Raw genomic sequence first — 21,264 nt, forward strand, 5'->3', positions numbered from 1 at the left:
GGGCGACGTCGCTTTTGTCAGCCAAGGTGTTCGGCGAAGAACGCTGCCGTCCGCTGGTCCGCCAATGTCGCCGCGGCGTCCGAGCGCCGCTTGCCGAACTCGGTCGCAAAGCCATGGTCTTCGCCCTGATAATCGTGGAGCGTGACCTTCGGATGATCGTCGAGCCCGGCGTGCATCGCGGCTTGCGTGTCCTTGTCGACGAAGCCGTCATCCCCCGCAATGTGGAGCAGCAAGGGCTTGGCAATCGCGTGCTTCTCACCAAGCAATCCGTCGATGCCCACCGCATAATAACCGACGCTCGCGTCGACATCGGTCCGCGCCGCGGTCATGTAAGCCAGCCGTCCGCCCAGACAGTAGCCAACCGCGCCGACCTTTCCGACGCCTTCAGCCTTGGCGAAGCGGATCGCGGCTTCGATATCGCGAATACCCTGGTCCTGATCGAACTGCCCCATCAGCGACAAGGCGCGCTGCATTTCCGGCTCGATGTCGGGATCGAGCGAAATACCCGGTTCGATCCGCCAGAACAGGTCGGGCGCGATTGCCAGATACCCTGCCTCCGCCAGCGTGTCACACTTGCGGCGGATGCCCGCGTTGATCCCGAAAATCTCTTGAATGACGATGATGGCGGCCTTCGGCTTGCCCGCCGGAGATGCGCGATAGGCGGGAAGTGCCGCATCATCGAGGGTCGGGATCGAGATCATATCGGTCATTCGGTGCAACTCCGTTCCAGCTCGCTTCCATAAACCACCGCCGCCGACAAAGTGCCACGGCTCTGCCGTTGCGGCGCGACATGGTTCGCGCGCATAGATCGTCGGTCGCCAGGCTAGGGGCGGCGCAAGCGGGGAATGCGGCGATGAAGGTGACGATCGAAGTTGACTGCACGCCGGAGGAAGCGCGGCGGATGATGGGGCTGCCCGACCTCACTCCCCTCCACGATCACTATCTCACCCGGATGCGCGAGACGGTCGATGGACAAGGCCCGTCGCCGGAGTTGATCAACGCAATGTTCCGTAGTTGGGCACCCGTCGGTGACGCAGGCATGGACTTCTGGCGCCAGCTTTTCGCGAACGGCTCAAAGAAGAGCGGATGACCGAGACGATCTTTGCGCTGTCGAGCGGACGGCCGCCTGCAGCAATCGCGGTGGTTCGTATCAGTGGACCTGCCGCACAGAGCGCAGGCAAGGCGCTGGCCGGCAGCTTGCCACCGCCGCAAACTGCCGGAGTGCGTCGCCTCCGCGACCGCCACGATGCGACGCTCGATCAGGCGCTAATCCTGTTCTTTCCCGGTCCGAACACCGCCACCGGCGAAGATCTGGTCGAACTTCACCTGCACGGAGGTCGGGCGGTCGTGGCCGCGGTCGAGGCCGAACTGGCGTTTCAGGCCGGCTTGCGTGTTGCCGCGCCGGGAGAATTCACCCGCCGTGCTTTGTTGAATGGCAGGCTCGATCTCACCCAGGCAGAGGGCTTGGCGGACCTGCTCGAAGCCGAAACGGAGATGCAGCGTCGCGCGGCGCTGGTGATGGCCGAAGGCGGATTGAGCCACACGGTAACCGAATGGCTCGGCAGACTGAGCATGGCGGCAGCACGGATCGAAGCCGAATTGGATTTTGGCGATGAAGACGATGTGGCGGCGGCAGCGCCGTTCGACCTCTCGGTGGTGCTTCATCCGATCATCGCGGAAATGACCGCCATGCTGGCTCGTCCAACGGTTGAACGTCTGCGTGATGGCGTTGTGGTCGTGCTCGCCGGACCGCGCAACGCCGGCAAGTCTTCGCTCTTCAACGCCATGCTCGGGCGTCCGGCGGCGATCGTCACTGACATAGCGGGCACGACGCGCGATGTGCTCGAAGCTGTCGTCGTACGGGAGGGTCTTCCCTTTCGATTGGTCGACACGGCCGGCTTAGTGGAGGAAACCACCGACCCAATCGAGGCGATCGGGATCGAGCGTGCTACGGCCTTGCTGACGGTCGCTGACATTATTCTCTGGCTGGGTGACGCCGAGGACGCGCCAAACGGCGCCATGAAGATCGGTGCGCAAGCTGACGACCGGGATCGTCCAAAGGAGCTCTACGATCATGTAATTTCGATCTACGCTCCAGAGACGATTGATGCTCTGTGGGCAGGTGTCGCTGCGCAGGCAGCAGCTTTGCTTGGCGATCTTCCGGGCGTGACCCCTTACCGTCGGCATCGTGACTTGATTGAAGAAGCAGCAAAAGAGCTGCGCTTGGTCAACGGATCAGACCTGCTCCTTGATGCGGAACACCTCCGGATTGCTAACGTGGCCTTGGGCGCGATATTGGGGCGCGACGCGACGGAGGCTATGCTCGACGCGCTGTTCGGCCGCTTTTGCCTTGGAAAATGAGTGTTCCACGTGAAACAGTACGATGTTGTGGTTGTCGGCGGCGGTCACGCCGGAACTGAGGCGGCCGCTGCCGCAGCCCGGAGAGGCGCGCGGGTAGCACTGGTTTCACAAGTGCTGGCAAACGTCGGAACCATGTCGTGCAACCCGTCGATCGGAGGCCTTGGAAAAGGCCACCTTGTTCGCGAGGTCGACGCGCTTGATGGCCTCATGGCACGCGCTGCTGATGATGGCGCCATCCACTATCGCATGCTCAACCGCTCCAAAGGGTTGGCAGTCCAAGGCCCACGCGTTCAAGCCGATCGCCGCCGCTATCGCGCATCTATCCACCGTCAGCTTGCCGCCTATCAGAACATCGACCTGATCGAGGGAGAGGCAACCGCTCTCACCCTGCATGGCGACAAGGCCACAGGTCTCAGTCTCGCTGATGGTAACGAACTCAGCGCACGCGCCATCGTGCTCGCGACGGGCACCTTCCTCGGCGGCAAGATCTTCCGCGGTCGCGAGCGCGATGCGGGCGGGCGTATCGACGAGCGTCCGGCTAACGACCTTGGCAAGCAGCTTCGTGCACTACAGTTGCCAATGGGTCGCCTGAAGACCGGCACGCCGCCACGGCTTGATGGGCGGTCGGTCAACTGGGGCAAGCTCGAGCCACAGCCATCGGATACCGATCAATGGCGCATGTCGCCGATGACCAAAGCTCCCCGACTTCCGCAGCTGGCGTGCGCCATCACCCGCACGTCCACACAGACCCATGACATCATTCGCCAAGGCATCGGCGACTCCCCGTTATTCTCCGGCGACATTGAAGGCGGCGGCCCCCGCTACTGCCCATCGATCGAGGACAAGGTCCACCGGTTCGGCGATCGCGATGGCCACCAGATTTTTCTAGAGCCCGAGGGGCTGGATGACACGTGGGTCTACCCAAATGGCATCTCCACATCTCTGGACATCGTCACGCAGGACACCATGGTCCGATCGATCGCCGGCCTGGAGGCAGCGCGTATCGTGCAATATGGATATGCGGTCGAATACGACTACGTTGACCCACGGGCGCTCGATCACCGGCTGGCACTGCATGCAGTCTCCGGCCTGTTCTGCGCCGGCCAACTTAACGGAACGACGGGCTACGAAGAGGCCGCCGCTCAGGGTGTGATCGCCGGACTGAACGCCGCCGCCTACGCCCGCGACTTAGAACCAATGATCGTCGACCGCGCGCGCGGCTACATCGGCGTAATGATCGACGACCTTGTTCTTCAGGGCGTCAGCGAACCGTACCGTATGCTCACGGCACGCGCCGAATACCGCCTGGCGTTACGGGCTGACAATGCCGAAACCCGGCTTTCCGAATGGGCAGAATTGTTCGGTGCCTTGACGTCCTCCCGCAAAGAACACGTCTGCCGCCGATCGGCGATGCGAGAAGCCGTTCGTAACGGAACCTCCACTTCCGCAGACACGGACATCGTCAGGGAAATAGCGGAGAATCACCGATACGCGCCCTACCTCCACCGACAAACCGAAGAGATCGCCCGAATGCGCCGCGACGGCAATATCGCGATCTTAGCCGACAGCGGCACTCTTCGTTCAATCCCCGGGCTATCAACCGAAATGATCGAACGGCTCGAGCGTGCATCCCCCCAGACTCTCGACGAAGCGTCTAGGGTCCGCGGGGTCACGCCAGCAGCAATCGCGGCGTTATGGCTTCATGCAAGGAAGCAATCCGCATGACCGAGGATGATGCAATTGCCTGGTGCCACACGCACTTCGGCATCGGACGAACTACGATGCTCGACAACTTTCGTCAGATGGTTCTGACGGAAAACGAGCAGCAAAACCTGATCTCACCGTCGTCATGCGAGGCGATCTGGAGCAGGCACATCGTCGACTCAGCCCAACTCGTCGCACATGCGCCGACACCATCAAAAACATGGTTCGACATCGGCTCAGGTCCCGGTCTCCCCGGCCTAGTGGTCGCGATCGTCACGGATCTGCATGTCACGTTAGTAGAGCCACGAGGCCGCCGCATCGACTTCCTCCATGAAGTCGTCGCGCGACTAGGCTTGATGAACGTGTCCATCCAGAAGACGAAGGCAGAAGCAGCCATCGGCCGTGCTGACATTATCAGCGCACGAGCGGTCGCCAGCATTCCGGACATCGTCGCCATGACGAGCCACCTTCGACACACTGCCACGCGAATGATCCTTCCCCGCGGCCGGAATGGTGCTAGTGAAGTGGCAACGTTGCCCGCTAAATGGCAGTCGTTGTTTCACGTGGAACATAGCGTCACTGATCCCAACTCGGTGATCGTGATCGCAGATGGAGTGAGAAGCTGATGTTCTGCATCGCTGTCGCCAATCAGAAGGGCGGCGTTGGCAAGACAACCAGCGCGATCAACCTTGCAACCGCCCTCGCCGCGTCCGGTCACCGCGTCTTGCTGGTCGATCTAGACCCGCAGGGTAATGCCTCCACCGGGCTCGGGATCAGTCAGGCGCAGCGCCAGCGGTCGAGCTACGACGTCCTGATCGACAGCGATGGTGTTGCGGAAGCCGTCGTTGCAACGAACATCCCGCTCCTTGACGTCATGCCCGCAACGGTTGATTTATCGGGCGCTGAGATCGAATTGGTAGAGTTCGAACAACGGACGCACCGTCTGCGGCGGGCTTTCGAACTCACCACTCGCTCATGGGACATCGTCCTCATCGACTGTCCGCCCTCGTTAGGATTGCTGACGATCAACGCCATGGTCGCGGCCGACGCCTTGTTCGTCCCACTGCAGTGCGAGTTCTTCGCGCTCGAAGGACTCAGCCAGTTGCTCAACACCGTCGAACGTATTCGCTCGCGGTTCAATCCGTCTTTGTCGATCCTCGGCGTAGCACTGACGATGTTCGACCGTCGGAACCGCCTCAGCGAGCAGGTTTCGACCGACGTTCGCGCCGTTCTCGGCAATGTCGTGTTCGACACCGTGATCCCGCGCAACGTGCGGCTGTCGGAAGCACCCAGCCACGGCCTGCCCGCGCTGATCTACGATCATAAGTGCAGCGGCTCGGAAGCCTATATCGCGCTCGCTCGCGAGTTGATCCGGCGTTTGCCGCAGATGGAGAATGAAGCAGCGTGAGTGATTTCGCTTCCCGCCGCGCCAAGGGTGGTCTCGGCCGTGGCCTGAATGCGCTGCTTGGCGATGTCGCGCAGGATGAGCGCGACACCGGAGAGAAGGGTGCCGCACGTGGCGCCGTGCGGATGATCCCCGTGTCGGCAATCGCGCCGCATCCCGATCAGCCCCGTCGCCATTTCGACGAGGCCGCGCTCGACGAACTCGCCGCGTCGATTGCGCAACGTGGCGTGATCCAGCCGATCATCGTCCGCCCACATGGTCACGACTTCCAGATCGTCGCCGGTGAACGCCGCTGGCGTGCCGCGCAACGTGCACGCCTGCACGAAGTCCCGGTCGTCGTCCGCGACTATTCGGATAGTGAGACGCTGCAAATCGCCTTGCTGGAGAATATCCAGCGGCAGGATCTCAACGCGATCGAAGAGGCACGCGCCTATCAGCGGCTGCTCGACGAGTTTGGACACACGCAGGAGGAACTGGCCCGTGCGGTGCACAAGTCACGCAGTCACGTCGCCAACCTCCTGCGGCTGCTCGATCTTCCGCCCGAGGTTCAGGCTCAGGTGGTCGAGGGCAAGCTTGCCATGGGCCATGCGCGGGCGCTGGTCGGTGCCGCCGATCCCATCGCGCTCGCGGATCAGGTACTGACCCACGGGCTGTCGGTTCGCCAGACCGAAAAGCTGGCCAGCCAGGACAAGCACGGGGCGCCAACCTCGCGTGGCGGTTCGACGCGTTCGGGGCAGATCGCTTCGGCCGGCGGTGGAAGTGCCGACATCGAAGCGCTCGAGCGTCAGCTTGCCGACCTGCTTGGACTGCGCGTCACGATCGCGTTCAACGATGACGGTCGCGGGTCGATCACGCTCGACTATAGCTCATTGGAGCAGCTCGACATGGTATGCCAGCGATTGAGTGGCGAACGGATCTAGAGCGTTAGCGGATCAAGTTTGACGAGCGACGTCGCCACTCAAAACGGTTACGCGTTTTCGGCGTCATGCTGCCTTGCTCGGCGGACGCGATCCTCTGGCTGCGCTCTCGCACCTTGTGGCACACCAAAACCATCTTCGTGCCGAGCGTCCAACTTGGCACGAGCACCTTTCAGGTCAGCGGGACATGGGCCGACCTGCGTTCGTCATTGCGAGGGTAGCGAGGCAATTCAGTGTTCCGCGCGACGCCCTGGATTGCTTCGCCGCGCTCGCAATGACGGCCCTGCCCGACATGACGTCATCGCGCTCTAACGAACCGAGCGCGCCAGTCGCAGCAGGAATGTGTCAGCAACGACACGTCCGGCCGGCCCGGCGGCGATGATCTCGCGCTCCGTGCGCCGCGCAGCCCGCTGAGCGGCGGTCAGCGCCGGCAAGGTCCAGCGCCGCAACGCCGCCGCCGTGACCGCCTCCTCACGCCAGAAGATACGGTGGCGCTTCATCACCTGATCGACGCCCTCCCCTGCTTCGACCGCGCTCCGCATCTCCGCCAGCATCAACAGCCGCCGCCCGAGTGCTCGAAACACCGGGATCGGCGAGGCATCCGGCCCGTTCATCCGGCGCAATCCGTCGATCAGCGCATCGACTTGCCCCGCCGTCACCGCGAGAACGACCTCGCCGATCTCACCCTCGGCGATCTCGGCACCGATCGCCTCCAACGCCTGTTCCTCGGCGTCGACCGGCCGATCGGGCGCGGCATCCAGGTACAATGCGAGCTTCTCGACCTCCCGCATCATCACCGATCGGTCGCCATCGCTCCCGCGAATGATCCGCTGCACTGCCCCCGGCGACATTCGTAGCCCGGCGCCACGCGCCAGATCCGTGACGATTGCCGCCGCGTCACGCGCGCCCGGCGGGTAGCAGGCGAACGCCAGCGCGCGGTCCGACTCGATCGCCGCCTTCACCAGCTTGCCCGTCGCTTTCACCGTGGGTGCGAGAACGACCGCGGGATTTCCCGCGCGGTCCGCGACCAAAAGCGCCGTTACTGCTTCCAGCGACTCCTCGCCTGCGCCAGTAACCCGCAGGAACCGCGCGTCGCCGAACAGCGACAGCGCCGCCGCTTCATCTGCAAGCCGCGCCGGATCGCTGCGCAACGTCGGCCCGTCGAGATCGACGCGCTCCGCCCCCTCGCCCATTGCCTTGGCGAGCCGCCCGACGAACGCCTGCGCCACCGCTTCATCGGGGCCATGCAGCAGATAGAGGCGGATGTCGGCGGGTGGCCGGTCGAGCGCCGCGGTCAACCGTGCCTCGGTCGCCTTCATGACGCGGGTGGCTGGGTCCGCCGCGCATAAAGCGCCAGCCGCGCGACGATCTGGTCGGCGATCGTCTCCGACAGCCGCTCGAGCGCGGTACTCTCCGCCGCGATCGTCGCATATTCCGATCCGACGACGTCGATGCCGGCGTCCGACCCTGCGGTGGCATCGAGCACGACCGATCCGCTGGCGGTGTCCACCAACTGATAACGCGCACGCAGCGTCCGCCGCTCACGCGCCACCGAGTCGTCGCTGCGCGCGCCCAACCCGACGATCTTGTCATCGAGCCGGACGTTGAGCCGGTACCGCGCCGCGCCGCCACCGATCGCCTTGAGCCGCTCGTTGAGCGCCCCACCGACCAGCCAACCGGCCTTTCCGTCGATCGGCGCAACCTCGACCTCGCCGAGCGTCGCGGCGATCGGCCCGGCGCCGCCGCCGGTATAGAGCGGCGTCAGCCCGCATCCTGCAAGCGGCATCGCCGCCAACGCCGCTACGATCAAGATCGCGCGAGTCCTCACGCGACGATGTTCACGAGCCGGTCGGGCACGACGATCACCTTGCGTGGCGCCTTGCCTTCCAGCGCGCGAAGCACCTTCTCCGACGACAGCGCCGCCGCCTCGGCATCTTCCTTCGCCAGGCCCTTGGCGAGCGTCAGCGTGTCGCGCAACTTGCCGTTGATCTGCACCGCGATCGTCACTTCGTCCTCGACGAGCAACGCCGCATCGACCGTCGGCCAAGCGGCATCGGCGATCAGCCCGCCATCGCCATGCGCGGCCCATGCCTCCTCGGCGATGTGCGGCGCCATCGGCGCGACCAGCCGCATCAGCGTTGCGATCGCCGCATCGCGCGATGCCGAAGGCGCGGCCTTCTCGATCGCGGCGACGAGTTCGTAAAGCTTGGCGACCGCCTTGTTGAACGACAACGCCTCGATCGCGGCGGCAACGTCGGCGATCGTGCGGTGCAGCTTGCGATCGAGCGCGATATCAACGCCCGTACCAGCCTTCTCGCCCTCGAACAGCCGCCACAGCCGCTGGACGAACCGCCACGCGCCCTCGATGCCGTTCTCGCTCCACTCCAGATCGCGCTCGGGCGGGGAGTCGGAGAGCATGAACCAGCGCACCGCGTCCGCGCCATATTGGTCGACGATCGGTTCGGGATCGATCGTGTTCTTCTTGGACTTGGACATCTTCTCGACGCGACCACGAATGATCGGGATCGCCCCGCCCTCGGTCTGGAAGAACAATGCCCCGCCCTCTCCGACAGTGAGATCCGCAGGCGACACCCACAAGGCGCCGGGCGGCCCATCATGGTCGGGGATGTCGAGCTTATACGTCTCGTGCGTCACCATACCCTGCGTGAACAGCCCGGTGAACGGCTCGACAAGGTCGATCAGCCCGACGTGGCGCAGCGCGCGCGTCCAGAAACGCGCATAGAGCAAGTGGAGGATCGCATGTTCGACCCCGCCGATATACTGGCCAACCGGCAGCCAGCTCTCCGCCACCGCGCGGTCGAAGGGCTTGTCGTCGGGCTGGCTGGCGAAGCGGATGAAGTACCACGACGAATCCGCAAACGTGTCGAGCGTGTCGGTGTCGCGCAGCGCATCCGCCCCGCACGTCGGGCACGCGACATGCTTCCACGTCGGATGGCGATCGAGCGGATTGCCGGGCACGTCGAAGGTGACGTCCTCGGGCAGCTTGACCGGCAATTGCGCGCGCGGCACCGGCACTTCGCCACAGCTCGCGCAATGGATCACCGGGATCGGCGTGCCCCAGTAACGCTGGCGACTGACGCCCCAGTCGCGCAGGCGATAGACGGTCGATCCCTGTCCCCAGCCGCCCGCCTCGGCGCGCGCGATCACCTCGCGCTTGGCGGCGTCGATATCGAGCCCGTCGAGGAACTGCGAATTCACCAGCCGGCCGGGGCCGCTATATGCCGCATCCTCGTCGAACGCTGCGTCGGCCTTGTCGCCATCGGCAACGACCCGACGGATCGGCAGACGGTATTTGGTCGCGAAGTCGAAGTCGCGCTGGTCGTGCGCGGGAACGCCGAACACCGCGCCGGTGCCGTAGTCCATCAGCACGAAGTTCGCGATATAGACCGGCAGCTCGCCCGCGCCGAACGGATGCGCGGCGGTCAGCCCGGTATCGTAGCCGAGCTTCTCCTGCGTCTCCAATTCGGCGGCGGTGGTGCCGCCCTGCTTGCAGCGTTCGACGAACGCCGCAGCATCGGCGTCACGCGCGGCCAGCGCCTGCGCGAGCGGATGATCCGCAGCGACCGCGACGAAGCTGGCGCCAAACATCGTGTCGGGCCGCGTCGTGAACACCTCGACCGACCCGCCGTCGGACAACGCGAAGCGAAACTGCAGCCCCTGGCTCTTGCCGATCCAGTTCTCCTGCATCAGCCGGACCTTGTCGGGCCATTGGTCGAGCGACCCCAGCCCCTCGATCAGCTCGTCGGCGAACTGCGTGATCTTCAGGAACCACTGGCTCAGCTTGCGCTTCTCGACCAAAGCGCCCGAACGCCAGCCGCGCCCGTCGATCACCTGCTCGTTGGCGAGCACGGTCATGTCGACCGGGTCCCAATTGACCGCCGATTCCTTGCGATAGACCAGCCCGGCCTTGTAGAAGTCGAGGAACAGCGCCTGTTCGTGGCCGTAGTAATCCGGCTCGCACGTCGCCAGTTCGCGCGTCCAGTCGAGCGCGAAACCCAGCCGCTTCAGCTGTGCCTTCATCGAAGCGATATTGGCGCGCGTCCAATTGCCCGGATGCACGCCCTTTTCCATCGCCGCATTCTCGGCCGGCATTCCGAACGCGTCCCACCCCATCGGGTGGAGCACCTCGTGCCCGGTCATCCGGCGATAGCGCGCCAGCACGTCGCCCATCGTATAGTTGCGGACGTGCCCCATGTGGATCTTCCCCGACGGATAGGGGAACATTTCCAGCACATAGGTCTTCGGCTTGGGGCTGTCGTCACGCGCGGCGAAGGTGGTGCGTTCGTCCCAGACGCGCTGCCAGTGCGCGTCGGCCTTCAGGGCATTGAAGCGGGTGGTCATCTCGGTGGTCGTCGCCTCAGCCGGTCACTGCACCGCGGCGCAGGTCGCGGGCGCGCGTCAGGATGATGTCTTCCAGCTTCTGCGTCGTCGCCGCCTCGACCGGCGACGCCACCCACTGCCCACCGCGATTCACCTCGCGCAGCGCCGCGACCCGCACCGCATCGGCACGCAGGTCCTGGTCGAGGATCGAGACGGTCACCTTCATCCGCTCGGTCGGGGTCTGCGGATTGACGTACCAGTCGGTGACGATCACGCCGCCGTTGGAATCGGTCTGGAGCAGCGGCATGAAGCTGAGCGTGTCGAGCGTCGCGCGCCACAGATAGCTGTTCACACCGATCGTCGTCACCTTCGACGCGGCGAGGTCGCCGGCCGGCTTGCCGCCGCGTCCGCCGCACGCCGAAAGGCTCAACGACAAGGCAACAGCGGCCGACAGGCCAGCCGCAAGGCGCAAGGGGCGGAACATCGGCATCGTCCTTACAGGGAATTCGGTAATCCTGCCCGCTCTACCCGCACCCTTTGCCCCCGGCAAGCGCGCCACCATGTGGACATGATGCAACAGGTGCTGGAGAAAGCGCAGCGCTGGTCATGGACTCGGAACGGATTCCTGTTAGGCCGGCTTCATTGGTCGGACAGATTCGTCCGGCACAAAGGGGATGGAAAAGATCGTGGCCGTAACGCGCCGCATCGCTGCATTGATCGGGGGGGCCTGCTGGCCGTCGCCGTTGCAGCCGTGCCTGCGCTCGGTGCGGCAGATTCGTCGCAGCGATCGACGCGCAAGCTGGTCGCCGCACCGCGGATTAGCGGTTCGTTCACCCCCTCCGCTGCCGATCCCAAGCTCGCGGCATTGTTCGCGCGCGGCGGGCTCGACGCCAGCGGCTTCCGTTTCACGCCGTCCGAGTCGCGGATCGGCAATCGCGCAGTCACCGTCGCGGTTCGCGCACGGTCGAGCCTCGCGGCGCATGACAATTCCCGTTATGCCGCGGCGACGACGCCGGCGACGGTCGGCCTTGCGCCGATCGCCTATAATCTCGGCGTGTCGGTCGGGTGGAAGCGGTTCGCGATTTCGGGTGACGTCGCCAAGGTCGATCTTGCCGGCATCCCGGGCAGCCGCGAAGCCGCGGATGTCGCGCTCAGCTATTCGGGTGCCAAGTGGACCGGCCGTGTCGGCGCCACGGCGGATCGCCCGCTCCCCGGCACGACGCGCGCGCTTACCGAGCCGAACAGCTATTCGATCGATGTCGGGGGCAGCTACTCGCTCACCCGCAATCTCGATCTGACCGCCGGGATGCGGCTGAAGACCGATCGTGATCGCCTGACCCGCGCCGATGACGATCGCCGCGACAGCCAGGCGATCTACGTGGGCACTGCCTTCCGCTTCTAAGGCGGCGGCCGCCTGAAATAGGCTTTCACTAGAGGTCCTTGCGTCGCCCCGGACATGATCCGGGAGGACGAAGCGCTGTGGGTCCCATCAGCGCGACCACGCATCGATCGCGGCATAGCCATCGAACCCCAAAGCCGCCACCCGCCGCCAGCGCCACGCGTCCATGCCGCCAAGCGCAATCACCGTCACCGGCAGCCCGCGCGCGATCACGGCCGCCCGCCATAACCCGAGCGCCGGCGCCCCCGGATGCGATCGCGTCGCGAACACCGGCGATACCAGCACGACATCGGCCCCTGCCCGCACCCCCGCCAGCGCCTCACGCCGGTCATGCGCAGGCCACGTCACCACGCCACGTCCCCGCCTTGCATGGACACCCGCTGCACCCGGCAACGTCGCCGCGCCCGCCACCACCAGCACCAGCCCACGCCGACGCGCCACGCGCCGCACACGCTCGTACAGCGCCCGACGCTCCGCCGGTGGCGTCCGATAGTGCCGAAAGATCACCCCCGCCCCGCGCGGCACCCGGTCGAGCGCCGTCCACAAACGCTCGCCCTGACGCTCGTCGGTCATCAGCCAGCGGACGGGGTGGCGGGCAGGCATGGCGCTCCCTATAGCGCGGTCGATGACCCCCGACGACCGTCTCGCCGCCCTCCACGCGCGCATTGCCGCCGCCGCCCGCATCGCGCGGCGCGACCCTGCCGACATCACGTTGGTGGCGGTGTCGAAGACCCACCCCGTCGAGGCGATCCGTCCACTGCTCGCCGCCGGGCAGCGCGACTTCGGTGAGAACCGCGTCCAGGAAGCCGCCGCGAAATGGCCTTCGCTGCGCGAGGAATTTGCCGATGCGCGGTTGCATCTGGTCGGACAATTGCAATCGAACAAGGCCGCCGAAGCAGTGGCGCTCGCCGATGCGATCCACAGCATCGATCGCCCCTCGCTGGTGGCCGCGGTGGCACGCGCGATCGACGCGACCGGCCGCCGCCCGCACTGCTTCATCCAGGTCAATATCGGCGACGAGCCACAGAAGGGCGGCTGTACGGTGGCGGAGCTGCCCATATTGCTGGCCGAGGCGCAGAGCGCGAACCTGCCCGTCGCCGGGCTGATGTGCGTGCCCCCGGCCGCGATCGAGCCCGCGCCCTATTTCGCGCTCCTCGCCAAGATCGCGCGCGATGCCGGACTCACCGGGCTCAGCATGGGTATGTCCGACGATGTCGAACAGGCGGTATCGCTCGGCGCCACCCACGTCCGCGTCGGCTCGGCGCTGTTCGGAGACCGTGCATGACTGGCTTCGACGCCCTGCTCTTCGACTTCGACGGCGTGCTGATCGAGAGCGAGGCCACCGGCAATCGCCATCTCGCGACCTATCTGTCCGGGATCGGCTATCCGACCACGCCGGAGGAGACGATGGCACAGTTCATGGGGCTCGCCGGCAAGGACTTCCTCGCCGCGATCGAGGCGCATATCGTCGGTCCGATCCCGCCCGACTTCCAGAGCGCGCGCCGCGCCGAGGATGAGCGCTGCCTGCTCGAAGGGATCGCCGAGGTTTCCGGGGCGACCGCCTTCGTCCGCTCGCTGCCCGAAGGCTTGCCGCGTGCCGTGGTCTCGTCGAGCCGCGTGCGCTGGATCGCCACCCATCTCGAACATCTCGGGCTCCGCGCCGCATTTGGCGAGCATCTCTATTCGGGTGCGGAGCATGTCACCAACGGCAAGCCCGCGCCCGATCTCTATCTCTATGCCGCCGAGAAGCTGGGCGTCGCGATCGACCGCTGTGCGATCATCGAAGACTCACCGGTTGGCGCGACCGGCGCGGTAGCGAGCGGCGCGTTCGTGATCGGTCTGGTCGCCGGCGCGCATTGCGCACCCAATCACGGCGACCGCCTCCGCGCGATCGGCGTCGATGCGGTTGCGAGAAACTTCGACGAAGTCGCGACGATCCTAAGCCTCTAGAACGTGACCCATCAATGCTGATGTGTACCCCGACGAAGGCCGGGGCCCAGCTGGGCATCGCTAATGATGTGCCTCGCGCTTCAACTCCCAAGCCTTCCCAACTGGGCCCCGGCCTTCGCCGGGGTACAAATAGAGATGGTTCAAGCCAGCTGGATCAGACCCGAAAGACACCCGTCATTGCGAGCGAAGCGAAGCAATCCAAGGCGTCCTAGTCCGACTCTGGATTGCTTCGCTACGCTCGCAATGACGAAGAGCGACTATCCGATCGCACGTCCTTCAAAGCTGATGCCCCGTACGATCGCGCTTGGTAGCCAAGTAACGTTCGTTGTGCGGGTTCGCCGGCAGCGCATGCGGAACGCGCTCGACCACCTCGACCCCCGCCGCCTCCAGCCCGGCGACCTTGGCAGGATTATTGGTCAGCAATCGCACACGGTCCTGCCCCAACAACCGCAACATCCGCGCCGCGACTCCGAAGTCGCGCGCGTCGATCGCAAACCCGAGCCGGACATTGGCATCGACGGTATCGAAGCCCTGATCCTGCAACGCATAGGCGCGCAGCTTGTTGACCAGCCCGATCCCGCGCCCCTCCTGCCGCAAGTAAAGCAACACCCCCATCCCGCGGCGGAAATCGCCTCGATCGCGGCGTGCAATTGCGGCCCGCAATCGCATTTCAGGCTGCCGAGCACATCGCCGGTCAGGCATTCGCTATGCAGCCGGACGAGGGGCGGTTCGCCCGTCGCTGTGCCGATCACCAGCGCGATATGTTCGTCGGCGCTCTCCGGGGAGCGGAAGGCGACGATCTCCGCCTGCTCGGCCCCGGCAACCGGCAACCGCGCGCGCACCGCGATCTGTAACGCCTGCGCATCCTCATGCGCCGCGATCGCGCGCGCATCGACGGTCTGTACCGACTCGCCACGCCCGACGGCGAAGGCAGGAAGCAGCCCGGCGATCCGCGCAAGTTGCAGCGCAGCGCCCGCCGCTCCCGGCGCTGTCACCGGAATCGTGCGGAACGGTCCCTTCAGCGGCGTCGCGAGATCGAGCTGCGGGTCGGCCAATGCGGTCGCCAGCGCCATGTCGAACCACGGGGCATGTTCGACCATCACCGGCCGATCGGGCACCGCCGCGTCGAGTTGGTTCGCAAGCTTGAGCGTCGCGGCGCGCCCGCTCGACAGCAGCACGTCGAAGTGACCGTCCACGGCAAAGCGCGCCAGCCGCTCGCCATCGGCGGTTTCGATCGCCAGCAGGGTCAGCGACGGTTCGTCGTCCGCGGTTACCGTGATCGGCCAGCCGCGCCGCATCGCGTCGATCGCGCGCGCCGCGTCGCGCGCTTCGGCAGCGTGGGTCACCACGCGAATTCGGTCATGATCGGCACATGGTCCGACGGCTTGAGCCAGCTACGGCACGGCTCGAAGACGGTATGCGCGGTCGCGGTCGTTGCGACATCGCCGGTCGCCCACATATGGTCTAGGCGGCGGCCGCGATCGTTCTTGGTCCAGTCGGGCGAGCGATAGCTCCACCACGTATGCAGCCGGGCCGGCGCCGGATGGAAATGTCGTCCGAGATCGACCCAGTCGTTCGACGCCTTGAGTCGGTCGAGCGCCTCGACCTCGACCGGCGTATGGCTGACGACCTTCAGCAGCGCCTTGTGGCTCCACACGTCGCTTGGCAGCGGAGCAATGTTGAAGTCGCCAGTCAGGATCGTCGGCTCGGTCAGCGCTTCCGACCAGCGGGTCATGCGTTCGACGAAATCGAGCTTCTGCCCGAACTTGGCGTTCAGCTCGCGATCGGGGACGTCGCCGCCAGCCGGAACATAGACATTCTCCAGCCGCACGCCGTTGGGCAGCCGGACCCCCAGGTGTCGCGCCTCGCGATTGGCCTGCCAGTCGAGCCGATCGTCGGCGGTGACGGGGACGCGCGCAACGATCGCGACGCCGTGATGCATCCGCTGTCCGTGCAGCAGAATGTGATCGTAACCGAGGGCACGAAAGGCTTCGATCGGGAAGTCGGTGTCGATCACCTTGGTTTCCTGCAGGCACAGCACGTCGGGCTGCGCCTCGCGAAGGAATTGCTCGACGATCTCGATGCGGAACCGGACCGAGTTGATGTTCCAGGAGACGATTTTCACGACCGGCTAGGTAGCTTCGCGCCGAAGGGTCGACAAGGCACGCCGATGCAAGGCGACCGAACGAGAAAGGCCCTCGCTCCGGGGGCATGGAGCGAGGGCCGACTCAGCGTTCGTCACGCAAGCGGTAGGCAGGAGACCGGGCAACAGGGGGAAAATCCCGGCGGCCCGCCGACCGTGCTCATTGCTCTAAGGCCCGCAGCCTTTCGCGGACATGAACGAATTGGACAAAAATGCCGAAATTTAGCTCGATCGACCCTGTCGACGCGGATCGACCCAGCGGAACGCGGAGTCGGCGACCGGTACGTTGAACTTCTGATCGGTCAGCCGGATCGTGGTGCGATTGCCCTGGCTGTCGAGCGCCGCCCACCCCTGCAGCATCAACCCGCCCGGCGCCGCGGCGCTGCGCGCGAACACCAAGGTGATCCGCCCATATTCGGGATGTTTGTCGTCATAGGCTTCGACCGACAGGACCCCCGGATTGGTCGACGGCACGACCTTGGCATAGCGCGAGATGTCGCGGGTCGGATCGAGCAGCACACCCAAGGGTGAGTTGCCGATCGGCCAGCGCTGCACCTGCTTCACCGAATAATCGATGAAGGTGAGCGCCTTGCCGTCCCCGACGATCAGCAGCGGCACGCCCTTCTGATATTGGAAGCGGATCTTGCCCGGCCGCTTGAGCGTCAGCGTGCCGGTCAGCACCTGCCCGTTGCGATCGGTCTGGCTGAACGCCGCCGTCATCGAGTCGAGTCCGGCGATCGAGCGCTGCACCGCCGCCAGATCGGTGCCGGTCTGCGCTATCGCCGGAGTCGCGACCGCGACCAGCGCGGCGAGCGGCAGAAGATATTGCGACATGACGTCTCCACACAGCGTTACGGCGGCGAGACCTGCCCGCCGGCCATTGAACCCGCGCTGAACTCAGGTGAACAGCGTCGCCAGCCCCGGCGTCGTGTCGCTGCCGACCCAGCCTTCGTGGATCATGCGGAACGCCACGAACACGATCACTGCCAGCCCGACATAGGCGATCCAGCGATAGCGATCGATGATCCGCGCGATGAAGTTCGCAGCCAGCCCCATCAGCGCCACCGACAGCAACAGGCCGATGACGAGGATGCCGGGATGCTCCCGCGCCGCGCCCGCGACCGCCAGCACGTTGTCGAGGCTCATCGACACGTCGGCGACCGCGACCGCCCAGGCCGCCGCGGCGAAGCTCTTGACCGGCTTGACCGCCGCAGCGTCTTCGGCGGCATCGATCTCAGAGTGCCCGCCGCTCCGAGATCTCGCGCCAGAACTTCCAGCTGACCCACAACAGCAGCAACCCGCCCGCGAAGATCAGCCCGACGACTCCCATCAGCCAGGTGACGATCAACGCGAAGAAGATCCGCAGCACCAGCGCCGCGCCGATCCCGATCAGGATCACCTTCTTGCGCTGTTCGCTCGGCAATCCCGCGGCCAGCGCGCCGACTACGATCGCATTGTCGCCCGCCAGCACGAGGTCGATCATCAGCACCGATCCGAACGCAGCCAGCGCGGCAGGATCGGACAGGTTCGAGAAATCGGCGACGATATGCTGCCAGATGTCACCCAGCGAGCCGGGTCCCTGGATCGCCGCACCGGCGGAAGCCGCGGCGGCAAGCGTGGCGATAAGGCTCAATTAGGTCACTCCCCGTCTGACCGCATCAATGATGCTGGCCGGCATAACGTTCCGGGCGTGGAATGCCATGGGAAACGGGGAACCGTGGCCCCAGCCGTTGGTCGGGCGGGTACGCACCGCGGCGTACCCGACGGCCGGTTACTGGTTCATGGAATCGAAGAAGTCGTCGTTGGTCTTCGAATCCTTCATCTTGCCGAGCAGGAACTCCATCGCATCGACGGTGCCCATCTGCATCAGGATCCGGCGCAGCACCCACATCTTCGACAACTGGCCCTTCTCGACCAGCAGCTCTTCCTTGCGCGTGCCGCTCTTGCCGACGTCGATCGCCGGGAAGATGCGCTTGTCGGCCACCTTGCGGTCCAGCACGATCTCGGCGTTGCCGGTGCCCTTGAACTCTTCGAAGATCACTTCGTCCATGCGGCTGCCGGTATCGATCAGCGAGGTCGAGATGATCGTCAGCGATCCGCCTTCCTCGATGTTGCGCGCCGCACCGAAGAAGCGCTTCGGCCGCTGGAGCGCATTGGCGTCGACACCGCCGGTCAGCACCTTGCCCGACGACGGCACGACGGTGTTGTAGGCGCGACCCAGACGGGTGATGTTGTCGAGCAGGATGACGACATCCTTCTTGTGCTCGACCAGCCGCTTGGCCTTCTCGATCACCATCTCGGCGACCTGGACGTGGCGCGTCGCGGGTTCGTCGAAGGTGGAGCTGACCACCTCGCCGTTCACCGTGCGCTGCATGTCGGTGACTTCCTCGGGCCGCTCGTCGATCAGCAGCACCAGCAGGAACACTTCCGGATGGTTATGCGCGATCGCCCTCGCGATATTCTGCATCATGATCGTCTTGCCGACGCGCGGCGGGGCGACGATCAGGCAGCGCTGCCCCTTGCCGATCGGCGCGACGACGTCGAGCACGCGGCCCGACTTGTCCTTGATCGTCGGATCCTCGATTTCCATCTTCAGCCGCTCGTCGGGATAGAGCGGGGTGAGATTGTCGAAGTTCACCCGCTGGCGAACGCGCTCGGGGTCCTCGAAATTGACCTGCATGATCTTGACCAGCGCGAAGTACCGCTCGCCGTCCTTCGGCCCGCGGATCTCGCCTTCGACCGTGTCGCCGGTGCGCAGGCCGTGCTTGCGGACCTGATTGGGGCTGACATAGATGTCGTCCGGTCCGGCCAGATAGTTCGACTGCGGCGACCGCAGGAAGCCGAAGCCGTCGGGCAGCACCTCGATCGTGCCCTCGCCCATGATCTGCTCGCCGTTCTCGGCCTGCACCTTCAGGATCGCGAACATCAGGTCCTGCTTGCGCAGCGTCGAGGCGCTCTCGACGCCCAGCTCCTCGGCAAGCTGCACCAGCTCGGCGGGGGCCTTCTTCTTCAAATCCTTGAGATGCATGTATCTGTCCGATGTGATCGGGGGTCGGGGAAAGCTCGGCCGGCGATGGAAAACGCTCGAGAAACGAAGCTGTAGAGGATGCGGCGCGCACCGAGGACCGGCGACGTCACGGGCGCGAGGTATGATTCATGGTCGAGATAGTCAAGCGCCGACGTCGCCAGCGCCGTCATTCGCGCGCACCTTCGTCATCCGCGCGCACGCCCGTCGTTCTCGCCGCTTTACCGTCATTCCCGCCCCTCTTCGTCATTCCCGCCCCCTCTTCGTCATTCCCGCGAAGGCGGGAATCCAGACGCGCAGGTCCTCGTAAGAGCCGCGACGTCAGAGGTTCTGGATCCCGCCTTCGCGGGAATGACGAAGGGACAGAGCCTCAGAAGCACCGCCTCCGCCGCAACGACGAAGGGGCAGAGCCTCAGAAGCCCCGCCCCTCCGCAACGACGAAGGCGCAGCGCCTCAGAACGGCTTCACGATCACCAGGATCACGATCAGCGCGGTCGCGAGCGCCGGGATCTCGTTCATCATCCGCAGCGCCTTGTTCGACACCCCCGCCTGCCCGCGCGCCAGCTTCTTCGCATAGCCCACCGCCCAGCCGTGATAGCCCGACAGCAGCAACACGATCGCCAGCTTGGCGTGCAACCAGCCGAGCCCCGGCACGCCATCGGCGATCCCGGCGTTGAGCGCGAGCGCGAGGCCCAGCACCCACACCACGATCATCGCCGGGGTCAGGATGATCGCGCGCAGCTTGTTCTCGCGCTCGACCCAGCGCGCGGCGTCGGCGGCGTCGGACAGCCCTTCCTGATGATAGACCAGATAGCGCGGCAACATGAACAGCCCGGCCATCCAGAAGATCACGAAGATGACATGCGCAGCCTTCACCCAATCATAGGTCGCGCCAAGAAACCCGACCATGTTCAGCCCCTTATCCGATTCAGCAGATGCTCGACATGCGCGATGGGCGTGTGCTGCCCGATCCCGTGGCCGAGATTGAAGATGTGCGGCCGTTCCGGGAACGCCGCCAGCACGCGGTCGATCCCGGCATCCAGCGCCACACCGCCGGTCAGCAGTGCGAGCGGGTCGAGATTTCCCTGCACCGGCAAACCGGCCGGCAGCACGGAATCGGCCCACAGCGGATCGACCGTCTCGTCCAACCCGATCGCATCCACCGCCGTGCCGCTCGCATAGGCTGCCAGCTTGCCGCCCGCGCCCTTCGGAAAGCCGATGATCGGCGTGCCGGGGCAGCGGGCGCGAACGCCGTCGACGATCGCGCGATTGGGCGCGATCACCCAGCGCTCGAACTGCTCGGGCGATAGGCTCCCCGCCCAGCTGTCGAAGATCTGCACCGCCTCGACGCCATTCTCGATCTGCGTCGCGAGATAGTCGATCGTCGTCGCCACGATCGCCTCGACGATTGCGCCGAACGCCGCCGGATCGGCATAGGCGAAACGGCGCGTCACTTCCTGATCGCGGCTGCCCTGCCCCGCCACCATATACGTGGCGACGGTCCATGGCGAACCGGCGAACCCGAGGAAGGTCGTCTCGGCGGGCAGTGACCCGGCGACCCGCCGCACCGTCGCATAGACGGGATCGAGCCGCGTCGGTTCGGGAGTCAGCGCCGCCAGCGTCGCGTCGACCAGTGCAGGGGTGAGCCGCGGCCCCTCACCCGCCCCGAAAGTCAGGTCCTGCCCCAGCGCCCATGGCACCATCAGGATGTCGGAAAACAGGATCGCGCCGTCGAACCCGAAGCGACGGATCGGTTGCAGCGTCACCTCGGCGGCGGCGACCGGATCGGTGGCGAGCGCTAGGAACCCGCCCTTTTCCGCGCGCAACGCCCGATATTCGGGGAGATAGCGCCCGGCCTGCCGCATCAGCCACGTCGGCGGGCGGTCGGCACGGTGGCCGTTCAGGACTCGCAACAGGGGTTTGCTCACCATCGGGTGCGATCCTTCTACCCTTCTAGGAAGATTCAGAGAGTCTGGTTGTTGCTGTTGTAGGCGCGTGGATCGCGGGGGCTTATGCGTC

At 65.5% G+C, this 21,264-nt stretch carries 20 protein-coding genes and 2 pseudogenes; 9 read left to right on the plus strand and 13 right to left on the minus strand.

All coding sequences use genetic code 11. The features are described 5' to 3' along the window. Positions 1 to 17: 17 nt before the first annotated feature. Positions 18 to 710: a dienelactone hydrolase family protein gene (locus tag QP166_RS17520; protein WP_333917066.1), complete on the minus strand. Its 693-nt coding sequence runs from the start codon at positions 708 to 710 to the stop codon at positions 18 to 20. Between the two features lie 143 nt (positions 711 to 853). Between QP166_RS17520 and QP166_RS17525 the strand changes: the two genes are divergently transcribed. From QP166_RS17525 to QP166_RS17550, 6 genes are read left to right on the plus strand one after another with little or no spacing between them, the layout of a single operon-like run. Then, positions 854 to 1,090 carry a DUF6489 family protein gene (locus tag QP166_RS17525; RefSeq protein WP_333917067.1) on the plus strand — a complete coding sequence of 79 codons (237 nt, stop codon included), beginning with the start codon at positions 854 to 856 and terminating at the stop codon, positions 1,088 to 1,090. Further along, positions 1,087 to 2,361, plus strand: a complete 1,275-nt coding sequence (mnmE, locus tag QP166_RS17530) for a tRNA uridine-5-carboxymethylaminomethyl(34) synthesis GTPase MnmE (protein ID WP_333917068.1) — start codon at positions 1,087 to 1,089, stop codon at positions 2,359 to 2,361. The genes QP166_RS17525 and mnmE overlap by 4 nt, the downstream gene beginning before the upstream one ends. A gap of 9 nt (positions 2,362 to 2,370) precedes the next feature. Further along, complete coding sequence (gene mnmG, locus QP166_RS17535) at positions 2,371 to 4,086, plus strand: tRNA uridine-5-carboxymethylaminomethyl(34) synthesis enzyme MnmG (RefSeq protein WP_333917069.1); 1,716 nt, start codon at positions 2,371 to 2,373, stop codon at positions 4,084 to 4,086. Then, positions 4,083 to 4,691, plus strand: coding sequence for a 16S rRNA (guanine(527)-N(7))-methyltransferase RsmG (gene rsmG, locus QP166_RS17540; RefSeq protein WP_333917070.1), 609 nt, complete (start codon positions 4,083 to 4,085; stop codon positions 4,689 to 4,691). Before mnmG ends, rsmG begins: the two co-directional genes overlap by 4 nt. Then, positions 4,691 to 5,473, plus strand: a complete 783-nt coding sequence (locus tag QP166_RS17545; protein ID WP_333917071.1) for a ParA family protein — start codon at positions 4,691 to 4,693, stop codon at positions 5,471 to 5,473. The genes rsmG and QP166_RS17545 overlap by 1 nt, the downstream gene beginning before the upstream one ends. Continuing rightward, positions 5,470 to 6,390, plus strand: coding sequence for a ParB/RepB/Spo0J family partition protein (locus QP166_RS17550; RefSeq protein WP_333917072.1), 921 nt, complete (start codon positions 5,470 to 5,472; stop codon positions 6,388 to 6,390). Before QP166_RS17545 ends, QP166_RS17550 begins: the two co-directional genes overlap by 4 nt. A 305-nt stretch (positions 6,391 to 6,695) precedes the next feature. On the opposite strand, the gene holA is transcribed toward QP166_RS17550, so the two are convergent. The 4 genes from holA to QP166_RS17570 are packed head-to-tail and all read right to left on the minus strand — an operon-like array spanning position 6,696 to position 11,212. Further along, positions 6,696 to 7,706, minus strand: coding sequence for a DNA polymerase III subunit delta (gene holA / locus QP166_RS17555; protein ID WP_333917073.1), 1,011 nt, complete (start codon positions 7,704 to 7,706; stop codon positions 6,696 to 6,698). Then, positions 7,703 to 8,173: an LPS assembly lipoprotein LptE gene (gene lptE, locus QP166_RS17560; RefSeq protein ID WP_333917379.1), complete on the minus strand. Its 471-nt coding sequence runs from the start codon at positions 8,171 to 8,173 to the stop codon at positions 7,703 to 7,705. The genes holA and lptE overlap by 4 nt, the downstream gene beginning before the upstream one ends. A gap of 38 nt (positions 8,174 to 8,211) precedes the next feature. Continuing rightward, positions 8,212 to 10,749 carry a leucine--tRNA ligase gene (gene leuS, locus QP166_RS17565; RefSeq protein WP_333917074.1) on the minus strand — a complete coding sequence of 846 codons (2,538 nt, stop codon included), beginning with the start codon at positions 10,747 to 10,749 and terminating at the stop codon, positions 8,212 to 8,214. Positions 10,750 to 10,765: 16 nt separating this feature from the next. Further along, positions 10,766 to 11,212, minus strand: a complete 447-nt coding sequence (locus QP166_RS17570) for a DUF3576 domain-containing protein (protein ID WP_028967403.1) — start codon at positions 11,210 to 11,212, stop codon at positions 10,766 to 10,768. A gap of 267 nt (positions 11,213 to 11,479) precedes the next feature. Here QP166_RS17570 and QP166_RS17575 point away from each other — a divergent pair, with 267 nt between their 5' ends. Beyond that, positions 11,480 to 12,130: a hypothetical protein gene (locus QP166_RS17575; protein ID WP_333917075.1), complete on the plus strand. Its 651-nt coding sequence runs from the start codon at positions 11,480 to 11,482 to the stop codon at positions 12,128 to 12,130. Positions 12,131 to 12,217: 87 nt separating this feature from the next. Here QP166_RS17575 and QP166_RS17580 read toward each other — a convergent pair whose 3' ends face one another. Next, positions 12,218 to 12,730: a thiamine phosphate synthase gene (locus tag QP166_RS17580; RefSeq protein WP_333917076.1), complete on the minus strand. Its 513-nt coding sequence runs from the start codon at positions 12,728 to 12,730 to the stop codon at positions 12,218 to 12,220. Here QP166_RS17580 and QP166_RS17585 point away from each other — a divergent pair. Together QP166_RS17585 and QP166_RS17590 are read left to right on the plus strand one after the other, a co-directional pair. Then, on the plus strand, positions 12,729 to 13,412 hold the full coding sequence (locus tag QP166_RS17585) for a YggS family pyridoxal phosphate-dependent enzyme (protein WP_443027228.1): 684 nt from the start codon (positions 12,729 to 12,731) through the stop codon (positions 13,410 to 13,412). The genes QP166_RS17580 and QP166_RS17585 overlap by 2 nt on opposite strands. After that, positions 13,409 to 14,077, plus strand: a complete 669-nt coding sequence (locus tag QP166_RS17590; protein ID WP_333917077.1) for an HAD family hydrolase — start codon at positions 13,409 to 13,411, stop codon at positions 14,075 to 14,077. The genes QP166_RS17585 and QP166_RS17590 overlap by 4 nt, the downstream gene beginning before the upstream one ends. A 276-nt stretch (positions 14,078 to 14,353) precedes the next feature. On the opposite strand, the pseudogene ribA reads toward QP166_RS17590, so the two are convergent. The 7 genes and pseudogenes from ribA to hemE form a co-directional block, all read right to left on the minus strand. Beyond that, positions 14,354 to 15,375 (minus strand): annotated as a pseudogene (ribA, locus tag QP166_RS17595) (GTP cyclohydrolase II). A 44-nt stretch (positions 15,376 to 15,419) separates the two neighbouring features. Then, a complete protein-coding gene (locus QP166_RS17600; RefSeq protein WP_333917078.1) occupies positions 15,420 to 16,202 on the minus strand; it encodes an exodeoxyribonuclease III in 783 nt (260 codons plus the stop codon). Positions 16,203 to 16,442: 240 nt separating this feature from the next. Next, the gene (locus QP166_RS17605) at positions 16,443 to 17,054 is read right to left on the minus strand and encodes a LolA family protein (protein WP_333917079.1); all 612 of its coding nucleotides are present in this window, start codon (positions 17,052 to 17,054) and stop codon (positions 16,443 to 16,445) included. A 63-nt stretch (positions 17,055 to 17,117) separates the two neighbouring features. After that, a pseudogene (locus QP166_RS17610) lies at positions 17,118 to 17,853 on the minus strand (TerC family protein). A 138-nt stretch (positions 17,854 to 17,991) separates the two neighbouring features. Beyond that, positions 17,992 to 19,248: a transcription termination factor Rho gene (gene rho / locus QP166_RS17615; protein ID WP_333917080.1), complete on the minus strand. Its 1,257-nt coding sequence runs from the start codon at positions 19,246 to 19,248 to the stop codon at positions 17,992 to 17,994. Positions 19,249 to 19,698: 450 nt separating this feature from the next. Next, positions 19,699 to 20,154, minus strand: coding sequence for a CopD family protein (locus QP166_RS17620; RefSeq protein ID WP_333917081.1), 456 nt, complete (start codon positions 20,152 to 20,154; stop codon positions 19,699 to 19,701). A 2-nt stretch (positions 20,155 to 20,156) separates the two neighbouring features. Next, positions 20,157 to 21,176, minus strand: coding sequence for a uroporphyrinogen decarboxylase (hemE, locus tag QP166_RS17625; RefSeq protein WP_333917082.1), 1,020 nt, complete (start codon positions 21,174 to 21,176; stop codon positions 20,157 to 20,159). Positions 21,177 to 21,264: the final 88 nt, after the last annotated feature.

The sequence above is a fragment of the Sphingomonas sp. LR60 genome (assembly GCF_036855935.1).
In the GTDB taxonomy this organism is placed as follows: Bacteria; Pseudomonadota; Alphaproteobacteria; order Sphingomonadales; family Sphingomonadaceae; genus Sphingomonas.

Excerpts from the sequence above, each read along its gene's own strand:
- QP166_RS17545 (WP_333917071.1), top strand. The coding sequence starts at position 4,691 with ATGTTCTGCATCGCTGTCGCCAATCAGAAGGGCGGCGTTGGCAAGACA.
- rho (WP_333917080.1), bottom strand. The coding sequence starts at position 19,248 with ATGCATCTCAAGGATTTGAAGAAGAAGGCCCCCGCCGAGCTGGTGCAG.
- mnmE (WP_333917068.1), top strand. The coding sequence starts at position 1,087 with ATGACCGAGACGATCTTTGCGCTGTCGAGCGGACGGCCGCCTGCAGCA.
- rsmG (WP_333917070.1), top strand. The coding sequence starts at position 4,083 with ATGACCGAGGATGATGCAATTGCCTGGTGCCACACGCACTTCGGCATC.
- QP166_RS17590 (WP_333917077.1), top strand. The coding sequence starts at position 13,409 with ATGACTGGCTTCGACGCCCTGCTCTTCGACTTCGACGGCGTGCTGATC.
- QP166_RS17570 (WP_028967403.1), bottom strand. The coding sequence starts at position 11,212 with ATGTTCCGCCCCTTGCGCCTTGCGGCTGGCCTGTCGGCCGCTGTTGCC.
- hemE (WP_333917082.1), bottom strand. The coding sequence starts at position 21,176 with ATGGTGAGCAAACCCCTGTTGCGAGTCCTGAACGGCCACCGTGCCGAC.
- QP166_RS17525 (WP_333917067.1), top strand. The coding sequence starts at position 854 with ATGAAGGTGACGATCGAAGTTGACTGCACGCCGGAGGAAGCGCGGCGG.
- QP166_RS17585 (WP_443027228.1), top strand. The coding sequence starts at position 12,729 with ATGGCGCTCCCTATAGCGCGGTCGATGACCCCCGACGACCGTCTCGCC.
- QP166_RS17580 (WP_333917076.1), bottom strand. The coding sequence starts at position 12,730 with ATGCCTGCCCGCCACCCCGTCCGCTGGCTGATGACCGACGAGCGTCAG.
- QP166_RS17605 (WP_333917079.1), bottom strand. The coding sequence starts at position 17,054 with ATGTCGCAATATCTTCTGCCGCTCGCCGCGCTGGTCGCGGTCGCGACT.
- QP166_RS17620 (WP_333917081.1), bottom strand. The coding sequence starts at position 20,154 with ATGGTCGGGTTTCTTGGCGCGACCTATGATTGGGTGAAGGCTGCGCAT.
- leuS (WP_333917074.1), bottom strand. The coding sequence starts at position 10,749 with ATGACCACCCGCTTCAATGCCCTGAAGGCCGACGCGCACTGGCAGCGC.
- QP166_RS17520 (WP_333917066.1), bottom strand. The coding sequence starts at position 710 with ATGACCGATATGATCTCGATCCCGACCCTCGATGATGCGGCACTTCCC.
- lptE (WP_333917379.1), bottom strand. The coding sequence starts at position 8,173 with ATGCCGCTTGCAGGATGCGGGCTGACGCCGCTCTATACCGGCGGCGGC.
- holA (WP_333917073.1), bottom strand. The coding sequence starts at position 7,706 with ATGAAGGCGACCGAGGCACGGTTGACCGCGGCGCTCGACCGGCCACCC.